Source organism: Bacteroides sp. 3_1_23 (assembly GCF_000162555.1).
Classification (GTDB): Bacteria; Bacteroidota; Bacteroidia; order Bacteroidales; family Bacteroidaceae; genus Bacteroides; species Bacteroides ovatus.
In genome coordinates this window covers 890,269-904,226 of the sequence record NZ_GG774949.1, presented here as the reverse complement: position 1 = coordinate 904,226, position 13,958 = coordinate 890,269, and the positions used below count along the sequence as shown (strand labels likewise).

Below are 13,958 nucleotides of genomic sequence, written 5' to 3'. Positions count from 1 at the left end.
AAAGTAGCAAATTCCGGCAAAAGAAGTTTAATATCCAAAAGATATTTATTTAAATATAACTTATTTAAAATCAAGAGCCACAACCTCATATCCTACTAGAAGGAGTTGAGATTGTGGCTCTTATCGAATGAGCTAAGCTCGCTTTCAGGCTATCTTACAGACCAAAAGCAGCCTTGATTTTATCTACGTAGTCAAGTTTCTCCCATGTAAAGAGTTCCACTTCCACTGTTTTATCTCCTTCGTAACGAGAAGAAAACTTCTTCGTTATCACTTGCGGTTCACGTCCCATGTGACCATAAGCGGCTGTTTCCTGATAAATAGGATTACGAAGTTTCAGACGTTCTTCGATTGCTTTCGGGCGAAGATCGAACAACTGATCGATAACGCGGGCAATCTCACCATCCGTCATGTTAACGTGGGAACGGCCATAAGTATCTACAAAAATATTGATCGGACGAGCCACACCGATAGCATAGCTCACCTGTACAAGCATTTCATCTGCTACACCTGCCGCAACCATATTCTTTGCGATATGGCGTGCTGCATAAGCTGCACTACGGTCTACCTTGCTAGGATCTTTTCCGGAGAAAGCACCACCACCGTGAGCACCTTTACCACCATAAGTATCAACGATAATCTTACGACCTGTCAAACCGGTATCTCCGTGAGGACCACCAATTACAAACTTGCCCGTAGGATTCACATGATAAATGATTTTATCATTAAACAGTGCCAACACTTTATCGTGATGGATAGAAGCAATGACACGAGGCATCAGAATTTCAATCACATCACGGCGGATGATAGACAGCATTTCTTCGTCAGCTTTCAGCTGGGCGGCTTGAGAATCATCTTCCGGTTGGATAAAGTCATCATGTTGCGTAGAAACAACGATTGTATCGATGCGAACAGGAGTTCCGTTGTCATCATATTCGATAGTAACCTGGCTTTTGGCATCGGGGCGGAGGTAAGTCATCACCTTTCCTTCACGACGAATGTCGGCCAGCACTTGCAGAATGCGGTGTGCCAGATCAAGAGAAAGCGGCATATAGTTTTCCGTTTCATTGGTAGCGTAGCCAAACATCATACCCTGGTCGCCTGCACCCTGTTCCATCGGGTCCTGACGCTCTACACCACGGTTGATATCGGGACTTTGCTCATGAATAGCGGAAAGTACGCCACAAGAGTTACTTTCGAACATGTACTCTCCTTTGGTATAACCGATTTTCTTAATCACTTCGCGCGCGATGAGCTGGAGGTCAACGTACGCTTTTGTTTTCACTTCACCCGCTAGCACCACTTGTCCGGTAGTCACTAGTGTTTCGCAAGCTACTTTCGAACTGGGGTCGTAAGCCAACAGTTTGTCAAGCACAGCATCCGATATTTGATCGGCTACCTTGTCGGGGTGTCCTTCTGACACCGATTCGGATGTAAATAAGTATCCCATCTTTTTAAATTAAGAATTAAAAATTGAAAATTAAAAAATGAGAGAGAGTAGGAGAGGCGAGTGCTGCAAAGGATAAACCGAAAGGCGTCAATCAGACGTGTTTTAGCATTTTTTTCCGTGGTTGCAAGCTACTCAAATCTGTCCACACTTTCATTTCGGTTGCAAAGATAAAGAGATTTCGGAGATAATGAGTATCTTTGCCCTGTATTTAACACATAAATAGATTTATAATGATTCTAAATAAGAAATTAAAAACGCTTTTGGTGCTGGCTCTTTATATAGGCTTCACGATTGCTATCTACGCCATTGTTTGCCATTTCATCGACAAGCCGTTTCAGGAGATTCATTTGCTGTATGCAGTATTGATAGGATGCATTGCCTATTTACCGGTCTTTATTGCGGAGAAAAAGAAGAAGTAAGCTCCTTTATCGTTTTTCCAAGTACCGGATGCACTAATCCGGGAGCAATTTCCGCCAGTGGTTTCATGACGAAGTCACGTTCTGCCATCAACGGATGGGGGAGGATCAACTTTGCTCCTGAAGGAGAAGTGGTGGAAAGTATCAAATCATCATAAAGCAACAAGTCAATATCAATCAGGCGGTCGCTATATATGCCGTTAACGGATTTCTTCGTACGTCCCAATTTCTGTTCAATCGCCTGCGTTCTCTGTAAAACGTCTATGGGAGCCAATTCGGTATCTACACAAACCGCTGCATTCAGGAAACTGTTATCGGAAGAAAATCCCCAAGGGGCAGTTATGTAAAAAGCAGACAGGGAAACGATTTTCCCCACCTGCTCTTCTATTTTCTGCACGGCATCCCGAAGATTTTGTTCTTTATCCCCAAGGTTAGTGCCGAGTCCCAAATAAACTTTTGCCATTATTTGTCCAAAATCAGCATTGCATCTCCATACGTGCCGAAACGGTAACCTTCTTTCAATGCTACATGATAAGCATCCATCACCTGGTCATAACCACCAAAAGCAGCTACAATCATCAGTAAGGTAGAAAGCGGCATGTGGAAATTGGAAATCATTGAATTGGCTACGGTAAATTCATACGGAGGGAAGATAAACTTGTTAGTCCATCCTTCAAATTCCTTGAGATGTCCGTCAGTGCTGACTGCGCTTTCAATAGCACGCATCACTGTCGTACCTACCGCACATACATTTCTACCGTTATCTTTGGCACGATTCACGGTTTTCACCGCCATTTCGTTTACAAACATTTGTTCCGAATCCATCTTATGCTTCGTCAAGTCCTCTACGTCGATGTCGCGGAAGTTACCCAGACCAGCGTGCAAAGTGATATATGCAAAGTCCACACCTTTGATTTCCAGACGTTTCATCAACTCACGGCTGAAGTGCAAACTAGCAGTCGGAGCAGTCACCGCACCCTCGTTCTTTGCAAAAATAGACTGGAAGCGTTCAGCATCTTCCGGTTCTACGGGACGGTTGATAATAGAATGGGGGAGTGGAGTTTCACCCAGAGAATACAGTGCCTTTTTGAACTCGTCATGAGGTCCGTCATAAAGAAAACGGAGCGTACGTCCGCGAGAAGTGGTGTTATCAATCACTTCAGCCACCATTGAATCGTCCGGCCCGAAATACAGCTTGTTACCGATACGTATCTTACGTGCCGGATCGACCAATACGTCCCACAAACGAAGCTCTTCATTCAACTCACGCAACAAGAATACTTCGATACGAGCACCTGTCTTTTCCTTGTTACCATACAAGCGGGCAGGGAATACCTTCGTATCGTTGAATATAAACACATCTTTATCATCAAAGTAGTCCAACACATCTTTGAACATCTTGTGCTCAATCTTACCTGTATTACGATGCAATACCATCAAACGAGACTCATCCCTATATTTCATAGGATGTAGAGCGATCTTATCCTCGGGTAACTTAAATTTGAATTGTGATAATTTCATATCTATTCCTTATTACGTTAATTATTTTCTTCCTCATTTTCTATCTCCTGTCCGTCGATCCACTCTTTAAAGTGTTCGGGATTCAGACAGTCTTCCAACCGGACATCACCTACACGGGTACGGATCAATCCTGTCAGGTGAGCTCCGCTATGGAGTGCTTCGCCGATGTCGCGGGCCAAGGCGCGGATATAAGTCCCTTTGCTGCATACGACACGGATTTGAATCATCGGTTCCGGATCATCCAGGCGACATTCCAGCAATTCAATCTCGTCGATAACAAGCTGTTTTGCTTTTAGTTCGACTTCTTCTCCTTTCCGGGCCAGTTCATAAGCACGCTTGCCGTCTACCATACAGGCAGAGAAGGCAGGGGGGACCTGATCGATGGCACCGATAAAGTGCGTCAGCACTTCTTCCACCAGTTCCCTTGTGATATGCTCGGTAGGGTAGGTGGCATCTATTTCATGTTCCAAATCGTATGACGGGGTAGTAGCGCCCAAGCGCAACGTTGCTACGTACTCCTTCGTATGATATTGAAACTCTTCTATTCGTTTGGTTGCCTTGCCTGTACATACAATCATCACCCCTGTTGCAAGAGGGTCCAGTGTTCCGGCATGCCCGACTTTTAGTTTTTTCACTCCGATCCGACGGCAAATATGATAGCGGGCGTGCCCTACTACTTTAAATGAAGTCCATCCGAAAGGTTTATTGAAAAACAGTACTTCTCCCTTTTTAAAATTCATCAGCCAATTTCTAAGTTGTATCCAAGCAGCAGCATTACCAGAATGGTTCCGCCAACAATAATTCTATACCAGCCAAACGCCTTAAAGCCATATTTCGTAACAAAGCTAATAAAGAACTTGATAGCCAGCAAAGCAACGACAAAAGCCACCACATTACCGATAATAAGTGCCGGCATGTTGTTGACAAGAATCTCGGTGCCACCATCCAGGAAGAGTTTCAACACCTTGTAACCGGTTGCCGCAAACATAGTTGGCACGGCAAGAAAGAATGAAAATTCGGCAGCATCCTTACGAGTCAGCTTCTGGGCCATACCTCCGACAATGGTAGCCATCGAACGGGATACTCCCGGTATCATAGCAATACACTGAAACAAACCGATATTGAATGCCTTTTTTTCAGTCAGCACGGTATCTTCACTTCCCTTCGAAAAAATCTTATCGCAAAACAGCATGAATATACCACCGATTACCAGCATCACTGCCACTATCGCTACACTTTCCAGCATCTCGTCTATCTTATCGCTAAACAGGAAACCCAAAATTGCAGCAGGAATAAAAGCAACCAGCAGTTTCCAGTAAAAATCGAATTTATGCAGAAAACACTTCAAAGCGGAAGCGCCTGCAGGAGCCGGTGTATGGTTCAACCGGAAAAAGCGTTTCCAGTAAAGGCAGACAACTGAAAGAATTGCGCCAAACTGAATAATTACAGTAAATGCTTTTACAAATTCTGTACTTTCTACTCCTAATATGTTTTGTGTAATAATCATGTGTCCTGTAGAAGAAACCGGTAGAAACTCTGTCAACCCTTCTACAATAGCAATAATAATCGTCTCAAATGTTGTTAAATCCCCCATCTTTATTCTTCTGTTTTTTGTGTTTTAGGTTTGCGTAATACAGCGTAAATCATAGACAAGAAGCCAAACAGGCAAACGACTGGCGCTACCTTGATTCTGCGTACACTGAAAATATCGGGTTCAAAAGAGGTTTCGGACGATGTAGGTCCCGTCATCAATAGAAAGCCGATAATAACAATCGCCATCCCTATCGCGAGCAAGATAAAGTTCACTTTATCAAAGGCAAATTTCTGCTTGTCAGACATAGTTTATTTAATTACAAATTACTAATTTCAATCATTCCCTTAATCTATCAGTCGGTTGTTACGGATGCTAATCACACGCAAACACAGGTTTGCCGTCAGCCATTCGCCATCCGCTAAATATAGTACAGGCTGTTTGCTTTCATTCTCAAGTATTTATTCATGGAGAAATAGGCGCATAGCCACGTTATTACAATTCCAAACGCCAATACGCTTGCACAGACTATCAACATGACTTCAGGCGTGATGACCTGAAGCAATTCCTGTTCGTACGTCACGGCACAATAAGCGGTCCCCATCAATATGGAATCGGCAACGATGGCTGCCAATATCCCGCTCCATACATTCTTTCGAAGGAATGGCCCCCGGATGAATCCCCAACTCGCTCCTACCAACTTCATGGTGTGAATGAGGAAGCGTTTGGAGTAAATAGCCAGTCTTATGGTATTGTTTATCAGGGCAAAAGAGATAAAAGTAAGCACTACCGCCAAGGCAAGCAGTACCAGACTGATATTTCGTATGTTATCATTCACGGCGTCAATTAACTCCTTTCGATAGAGCACATCTTGTATGTTGGTGTTCTTTTTAATCATTTTCTCTATCTTCGCAATGCTGTCGGAGTTTGCATAGTCGGAATGGAGTTTGATTTCAATGGAAGCGGTAAAAGGGTTATAGCCCAAGAATTCTTCCGGATCGGTTCCCATTGCTTCCGTCTGTTCTTTCAGTGCTTGTTTTTTAGAGATATATTCGGATTGTTTCACGAAAGGTTCCTGATTCAGCTTCTTCTGAAGTTTCAGTATATCCGCTTCTTTCATGTCGTCACTGATAAGAACGGAGAAACTGATATTCTCGCGGACATATACGGAAAGATTGTGTGCTGTCAATACGAAGAAGACAACCAGTCCCAGCAACAGCAACACTAATGTCGTACTGATACTCGACGTAATGAACTGCATGTCGAAGATTGAACCTGACTTATATTTGTTTTGATCTCCCATGCGTTATCTCTTTTTTCGGAATACATAAATCATGGAACTACTGCGTTCTTTCCGTCCTAAAGCATTAAACCATGCTAACGTTCCGACAAACATCCCTTTCAGGAAACTGCACGAACTGCCACGATGTTTTTCGCTCAACATGGATACGTAGAACGCATCGAACGGCATCGGATGACGCGCCGCCATAATAAAGCCATGACGGGAAGCCAATTGTTGTATAGTGCCCGGAGTAAAATGCCAGAGATGACGGGGAACGTCGTATGCCGCCCAATACTCGCCATAACGTTGAGCATCATAAGAAGAGCAGTTGGGTACAGCTACAATCAATACTCCTTTTTCTGTCAGCAACTCATGAAGTCGCTGCCACACCTCATCAAGGTGTTCCAAATGTTCCATCACATGCCAAAGAGTGATAACATCAAAGCTGCCGGGAGCAAACTCTTTCAAAGCCGATTCGGGCTTTACGTCCAGATCGAAATGCAACTTCGCAAACTCACGTGCCTGCGGACTTTTCTCCACCGCCTCCACTTTCCATCCCCGGCGAACCATCGCATCAGAAAAGTAACCGGTTCCCGTACCTATATCGAGCAAACGCCCTGTTTTACGATGCGCTTCCTTAGCTACCAGGCGCGCTTTGCGGCCCAGCATATAGGAACGTACATAATGGTAGATATTATTCATCGCGCCTTTGCGCGTATCAGTGTGAGAGATATAGTCGGGAGTCTCATAATACTTGCCTATCTCTGCTTCCACGGGGACTCCTTGTGTGAATGTAAATCCACAGTCCTCACACGAATACAGTTCAAACTGTTCGCCCGAAGCATAAAAATCCGTACAAGTCATGACGCGTTTCAAGTGCGCACCGCCACACACCGGACAAGCATTTATACTGAGTTTCTCCATTAACTATCTAAGCAAAATTAAGTGCTGCCTCGAATGACAAGACAACACTATACCCGAATTTGGTGCAAAGAAACAAATAAAAAGTGATGGATTGGGGTTTCGTTAAGGACTTTTAATAGATAAACCAATTAAGACATCAGTATCTACAATTAGGCTAGCTGAAATATCAAATGCATATTCTGCATGCGCAGACATGTGGTTAGGCAAATTTAATCTATTATATTGAGAAAGCAACCTTTCATTTCCGCATTTATAAAAAGATACCCTGACACAGAATATTTTCTAATTCCATATCAGGGTAAGACACTCTGTTTTATCGAACAATAATATAAAAAACTACCCTGACACTTAAGAATATTTCTATAACATGTCAAGGTAGTAATCGAGCTATAAATCAGGGAGTTTTACAAGTTTTTCAAAATTAGTTTTCCATATATCAAGTTCAAATAGAACTCCATCAACATCCACATTTAAGGATGCAATAACCTCAACTCCATCAATATCTGTAAATTGAAATTCACTAATTTGTCTACCCAATTTCCTACTTTCATTTATTTTCCCCTGTGGAAACAAATACAAACTACCCATTTCCCCATCATCCATTGGACATACTAATAAGCCATTCTTCCAATCTTCAGACATTTCTAAAGATGACTTATGAACAAGTAATTCAATAAGTTGTTCCTCTTGCTTAGTCGGTATTCTATAAAATTTCATGTATTCTTCCTATATTAAATGTTCCATCAGAAAGTTTAAAAGCTGTATACTGTATATTTCGACCACCTATTCTAATAATCTGATTGAAAGGTCTACCAAAGTTGCGGATATTCAAAAAGAAAAGCCGATGATAATACCTTTTTTACCAAAGTTGACCCATTTTCATATTTTCGAAGAGCCAATACCCACCCATCGTCCAAATGGAGATTCTCATGAAAATTAGAATCTGCCACAATTCCTTTTTCAAACAATTCAGTTCGCGACATTTCCTGCTCATCTAATTCTATAAAACAAAGATATTTCCCTTTATAGGTCATCACTTTAGAAGGTAACTCTGCACCATCCGAACCTGGAGAATCCGCCCCTTTAATACTATAAATAATGCTGGAATCATTTGATAATACTTCATTTATTTCAATATATGGAGTTTGTAGATATCCACTATCTATCAATACTTTAACTTGTTCTGCCACTCGTTGATGTATCTCCACTGGCGAAAAAGAGGGGGAAACACATCCTCCCAATAAAATAAATAAGATAACATAAACCAAGTTTTTCATAAGTATATTATTAATATTTTACATATCGTACTAAATCTGTATTACCCAATATTCGAATAGATTTTACCCGACTTTGATTTTTAGTATATTCGTACAACATTCCTTTTCTATCTTTCTTTAGTCCATTATCTTTTAGATAAACTGCATTTCTGCGCTGGGTAGGAGATAGTGCTAAATTACAATGGAATTTGCCTGTAATATTTCGAAATTAATAAAGAGTTACTGTTTGCACAATCAAAATCTATCCAAATAGTTTTTTGTAAAAAATAAAAAAATCGCTGTTCTATCAATACATTATTTAGCTTTGCAGAAACTTTATAAAAGCCAATTTTCATATTTCTTTTTTCTAACAATCTTGGAAGTTCATAAGCCTTTATAAAACCACTATATATTATTTTATCATTCAATGAAATAATAGTATTAATATCTTGGCTATTTTCATACGAGTTCCCTACAAAGATCAATGTAGATCTAGATGCAAAACAAACAATACATACACATAATAACATCAGCCCGACTGTTACCATTAATACTTTTCTATTTTTCAAATTCATTTATATCATCTCCATTTAAGACCTAAACTATAGACATCAACAATATTATTATCATAGTGAACATATGGATAAGGTATTTTTCTATTCATATAATTCAAGGAATTACTACCTCTATTTATATTATATTGTTGTTGCAGCATAACTTTTCTTTGTGTCGAATTACTATTGTGAAAAACACCTCCTTGTTTCATTATATTAAATGGATTCTTTGAATGTAGCAATCCGGCTGCATGTCCAAATTCATGAGTTGCAGTAAAGGTGTTATTGTGAGACAGATTATTAGACAATAAATTATTATTCGCAAAATCCCTTGACGCCAAAGTCATTACTTTTCCACCAGACATACTTGTAACTCCACGAGCCCCTTCACCATCACTATCCGCCAATACAAATAAATGGTCTGCACTTTCAACATCCTTCATAGAAGTTACCACTTTGAGATCCATATCAACCTTTAAATTATAAGTTTTGCCATCACTCCATTCAAATTCTCCTTCATAAGTACTTTTTATATCAGAAACTATATCTTTGGCAGCTCTCTTCATATTTATATTATCACTTGAATTATTGAATATTTTGGCAGTTACATGCATAGTCACAATATTGTCATTTAAAGTATACCAAATACTATCTCCGTTTATATCTATATTATTCACTGGATTATTTGCTCCATATTGATAAGGAGATAGAGAAACATACTTTTCTAAAAATCTATCAGTCTTCATAAATCTTCCCAATGTTGCATCATACATTCTTGCCCCATAATCATACCAATCCAATCCACCTTTCTGATCCAACTCTTTACCATTATACTTATATGGCTGAACGTTATTACATCCATTAGACATTAAACCACCAAAAGGATAATAATCATTCACTTCATCAACATTACCGGCCTCGTCAGTAACAACCCTTACATTACCTTGATGATCTTTCAGATAGAAATGAAACTTATTATCTTGGAAACTATAATATCCCGCCTCATTCAAGAGCATCTTCAAACTGCCATTCTCATAGATCGCATTACCACAATAAACGGTGGACGTGACGTTATTGTTTATAGTATGCGTGGTACGGACTTTCCTGCCGTCTGCAGCATATTCATATTCAATACTACTTCCATCAGCAAAGCTAATGTGACTAGGCAAATTTAAGATATTATATTGAATTTCAGATATTTTTTTGTTCAAATCTTTAGCCAGATTGCCATTTTTATCATATTCATACTCTACCGTTTCATTGACATTATCCTTAAACTCCATACCGTTACCAAATACAGAGTTGGTGGCATTGTCATAAACCGACTGTAATTGATTGCCATGGTAGATCAAATTCAGATTATCAACCAAACCATAAGAATCCGTACCCGTTTGACCGTATCTAAGCAGCCCCAAGATATTACCCATTTTGTCATAGCCGGTTATCTGTTCGTTGAAACGGTTACGGTTCTGTTTTAAGTTAGTACCTTCTCCATAAATAGCATCTTTCAAACGGGAAAGACCGTCATAAGTGAAACTGTAACCCTTTTCTTGCGGATCAATAACTGTAGCCATACCATTTTCGCCACTACGCCAACACATGCGGCTGATATTACCATTATAACAGGGAGTAGTCCCCTCTAGCGTTTCCTGATAGTTAAGCGTTTGGTTAAACAAAGGACCATTAATGCCTTTTATCCACGAACGAAGATTATATGCATAGTCGGTTCGTAACTCATATACACCATTACGTTTATCTGTTTTCAAACGACCTATCTCATCATACACATTGTCTACTAAAACAATAGGAGTATTATCATTCAACTGATAGCTAGTCTTCAATAGACGGTTGGCATGGTCATACGTATGCCGGTGCAATTCTACGGTTGGTCCAGTACCAGGAAATGTATGTATACGTTTTTCTTCCAAGGGATTTCCCGAGAAATTATAAGCTGTATGGACAATCTCCGTACCACCCAACTCATTATTACCCCTTTGCTGGATTATCCGGTAACGGTCGTCATAATACATTACCGAATACGTAAAAGTACCCGGACGGGCAGAGAGGAGCGATGTCCAAACCCCGGTCAGCTGCCCTTTACAACCGCCTGCATTCCGCTTGCCATAGCCTGTTTCCTCTACGTAAACAGTGGTCATGTCATTGGGAATGCCGTTCTTGCCCAAAAACTCATAATGGTCGTAATAGTTGGCAGAAAGGAGGCTCGGAGAATTTAAAGTTACACCTTTCAATTGATAGCCTTTCAACCCGTTCTCTTCATTTGCCCAATCGACATACACGACGATAGTATCTAAAGGATTGGAAGCATAATCCAACGTATTCGCACAAACTCCGGTCAATACTGTCCGACCGAAAGCATCAGGAATACTGAAACTCCACTCGTTCCGCTCACGCTGTTCGCCGTCTTGAGTAAAGACAGGATGATCGGCAGCGTCATAAACGGTATAAACAGGATCGCATCCTGGAAGTTTCTTGTAAATACAGCGGTTATACTTATCGTAATGATAAATATAGGCATATTGCTGAAGAACGGGAGCCGTTTCAGACCATTCTCCTTCATCGAAAAAATAATCGGCTGCCATCGGAGGCAACATCATACACAGGTTGCCATAGTTATCATAAACATGGTACGTATCATAAGATATTTGATTATCATCAGACTGACGAACGAGAACTATGCGACCGGCCTTGTCTTTAAATTCATAACTCACATGATTGTCTTCGTCTATCGTACGAACCACTTCCAATGTTCCGGCATCATATTCACCCGCACAGACCAAACTGTCATTCTTTATCCTATAACGGCACACGATAAAGCAACTGTCTACCCGATCAACTGCGTTTTTACGTTCTATATTGGTCAACACGTCTGTTTTGACCGGATGATTCTGCCAAGCAACTCCGGGACCATACTTCTTGACAATTCGGTTCAATGAAGAACTATCGTATTCAGGAGAGCTGAAGGGAGAGCTATCTTTCTCGTAATAGCTTGCTTTACAAACGGCCTCACTGACTTCTACGGATGGAAGAAAAGCACCGCCAGCAGTCGATTCTGCTACCGGAAGCCAAAGTTTAGATTCGCGGTTGATTCCGTCATACTCCTGCAATGTGAGCAGGTCGGTTTTATAAGGAGTGAAGCCATGAGATATATGAAGTGAAGGATTCCCGAAATGGTCAAAATACTGTATCTCGCGAAGATAATCACAGGTGTGCAATTGGGAGAGATCATCTGTGGAGACAGTGGGAGTCAGAGTAATCACACAGGGCTGCCCCTCGGTCGTACACAAAGCATCACTAAAGTTCGGTGCCTCTATCGTCGTCGTGATCCGTCCGTTATCGACACTGCCTTCCGAAACAACATAATAGGTGCCTGAAGGAAGTTTCTTGACCTCAATGCGGGCATGTTTCTCATTCTCACACTGACCTTCTCCCGCATAATCGTCATTGCTGTAAAGGAGCTCACCGGCTCCATTCAAGATGCTCATATAAGTATCTTCCAGTTCCGAACCGCAGTGACTAAACACCACATCCATCTCCTTTTGCAATACCAACTTATAAAAAACGTCATTCGCAGGTCTTGCCGGATAAGCATCCGTATAGTCTACAGAGGTATCTCGGGTATCGGAAAAGAAGAGTCCCGCCTTATATGTTCCAGCGTCGATAGCAAGTGCTTTTGTGTCTCCCGTTTGTGCAAGAAGTCGCCCGTTTATGGACAGGGAAATGTTGCCGTTCTTTTCCGCGTCGGTCACAATATAGTAGACGCCCGGGAGCAACACGGGTATATGAATACGGGCACTTTTGGCATTTGCACAAGCTCCGTCACCATCCGAATCGTCATTGAAATACAGCAACTTCTGCGTTTGGGAAAACACTTTCAAATAGGTGTCCGCAACTTCCGAACCGCAATTATCAACGGTCAGCTCCATCGGATTTTCAATCTCCAACCGATAGAAAACTTCATTGCCGGCTTTCTCCGGAAAATTGCCGGACATGAGTTCCGAGTTCTGAACATCTGTATATTGAAAGCTGTCCGCCCGGCTACCTATATCAATAGGACGAGAAAAACTGACTCCGGGAGCATACGTACGCCCACTCAAGTTCATTCTATAATACACGGCCCAAATAGGCGTGTCAGCATAAACATAAATATAATAGGTGCCCGCTCCCAAATCATACACATTCAGCTCGTAGTCTGTACCAAGCTTTTGCGTGCGGATGGGAACAACAGGATCATGCAAAGCTGAAAGAAGGTGAACACTGTAAGAATCCCCTTCCCAAGGACATTCAGTTCCATCATCATCCAGGCAAATCTCCATCGGTTCTGTCAGGGTGAAGCGATAAACTACATCATGCCGAGAATAATTATCCCAATAGTTATCACTGGCATTATAATCACATTGATAATCTATCGTATTTGCAGAATCAGCCAATGCAAAATTCTCACCAAATGTCCCCAACTCAAACGGATTGTAAAAATCTTCACCCAATTCACGAGGGGTTGTCTTTACATAAATAGTAACATCTTCCGCATCCACCGGTTTATACCCTTCATAGATGTTAGGTTTAGCAACCAGATAGTACACGCCAGGCAGCAAACCATATCCATAATCTCCCCATGCTTCCTCCACATAAATCGTACGACTCAAGAGGATGCCCGAAGAATTGAGCAAGAAAACAGTACCACTATCAGTGATACTGGGTTTTGCACTGGCTCTAATCTTCATAGGCTGCGTCACTGTTAGTTTGTAAAAAATATCCTTGGATATAAACACCCTCGTATCATCCATATCGGTCGGAGGTATAAATCCACAGTTAAAATTAGCTGTACTTTGGGTATCTTCATAAGTAAACGGTTCCGAATAGGTACCAATGTCAATAGCTGTTGCCATTCGTTCTTCCAAAGACTGTCCCCACGAATAGACAGAGCAGAATAACAAGAAAAATAAACATATATAAGTTTTCATAAAAAATCAATTTCATTATCAAGTTAAACCATTCATTGAATTACT

12 protein-coding genes are annotated in these 13,958 nt (G+C 41.2%); 1 reads left to right on the top strand and 11 read right to left on the bottom strand.

The features are described 5' to 3' along the window. Positions 1-154: 154 nt before the first annotated feature. Positions 155-1,447 carry a methionine adenosyltransferase gene (gene metK, locus HMPREF9010_RS20925; RefSeq protein ID WP_004298895.1) on the bottom strand — a complete coding sequence of 431 codons (1,293 nt, stop codon included), beginning with the start codon at positions 1,445-1,447 and terminating at the stop codon, positions 155-157. A 230-nt stretch (positions 1,448-1,677) separates the two neighbouring features. Here metK and HMPREF9010_RS20930 point away from each other — a divergent pair, with 230 nt between their 5' ends. Beyond that, entirely contained in the window at positions 1,678-1,866 is a 189-nt protein-coding gene (locus HMPREF9010_RS20930; protein WP_004302899.1) for a hypothetical protein, read from the top strand. Here the strand turns inward: HMPREF9010_RS20930 and folK are convergent. From folK to HMPREF9010_RS20985, 10 genes are all read right to left on the bottom strand, one after another. Further along, positions 1,841-2,326 (bottom strand): 2-amino-4-hydroxy-6-hydroxymethyldihydropteridine diphosphokinase, encoded by a 486-nt coding sequence (gene folK / locus HMPREF9010_RS20935; protein ID WP_004298891.1) that lies wholly within the window; start codon positions 2,324-2,326, stop codon positions 1,841-1,843. The genes HMPREF9010_RS20930 and folK overlap by 26 nt on opposite strands. Continuing rightward, entirely contained in the window at positions 2,326-3,384 is a 1,059-nt protein-coding gene (queA, locus tag HMPREF9010_RS20940; protein ID WP_004298889.1) for a tRNA preQ1(34) S-adenosylmethionine ribosyltransferase-isomerase QueA, read from the bottom strand. Before queA ends, folK begins: the two co-directional genes overlap by 1 nt. 17 nt (positions 3,385-3,401) lie before the next feature. Then, positions 3,402-4,124: a tRNA pseudouridine(55) synthase TruB gene (gene truB, locus HMPREF9010_RS20945; protein WP_004298886.1), complete on the bottom strand. Its 723-nt coding sequence runs from the start codon at positions 4,122-4,124 to the stop codon at positions 3,402-3,404. After that, positions 4,124-4,978, bottom strand: coding sequence for an undecaprenyl-diphosphate phosphatase (locus HMPREF9010_RS20950; protein ID WP_004322592.1), 855 nt, complete (start codon positions 4,976-4,978; stop codon positions 4,124-4,126). Before HMPREF9010_RS20950 ends, truB begins: the two co-directional genes overlap by 1 nt. Positions 4,979-4,980: 2 nt before the next feature. After that, a complete protein-coding gene (locus tag HMPREF9010_RS20955) occupies positions 4,981-5,223 on the bottom strand; it encodes a DUF3098 domain-containing protein (RefSeq protein ID WP_004298881.1) in 243 nt (80 codons plus the stop codon). A 113-nt stretch (positions 5,224-5,336) separates the two neighbouring features. Beyond that, positions 5,337-6,218 (bottom strand): cell division protein FtsX, encoded by an 882-nt coding sequence (locus tag HMPREF9010_RS20960; protein WP_008646992.1) that lies wholly within the window; start codon positions 6,216-6,218, stop codon positions 5,337-5,339. 3 nt (positions 6,219-6,221) lie between these two features. Further along, positions 6,222-7,121 (bottom strand): methyltransferase domain-containing protein, encoded by a 900-nt coding sequence (locus tag HMPREF9010_RS20965; protein WP_004302886.1) that lies wholly within the window; start codon positions 7,119-7,121, stop codon positions 6,222-6,224. Between the two features lie 387 nt (positions 7,122-7,508). Further along, entirely contained in the window at positions 7,509-7,838 is a 330-nt protein-coding gene (locus tag HMPREF9010_RS20970) for a DUF6984 family protein (RefSeq protein WP_008646988.1), read from the bottom strand. A 92-nt stretch (positions 7,839-7,930) separates the two neighbouring features. Next, complete coding sequence (locus tag HMPREF9010_RS20975; protein WP_008646987.1) at positions 7,931-8,398, bottom strand: Imm65 family immunity protein; 468 nt, start codon at positions 8,396-8,398, stop codon at positions 7,931-7,933. A gap of 559 nt (positions 8,399-8,957) precedes the next feature. Next, positions 8,958-13,913: a DUF6443 domain-containing protein gene (locus HMPREF9010_RS20985; protein WP_032852439.1), complete on the bottom strand. Its 4,956-nt coding sequence runs from the start codon at positions 13,911-13,913 to the stop codon at positions 8,958-8,960. Between the last annotated feature and the right edge of the window lie 45 nt (positions 13,914-13,958).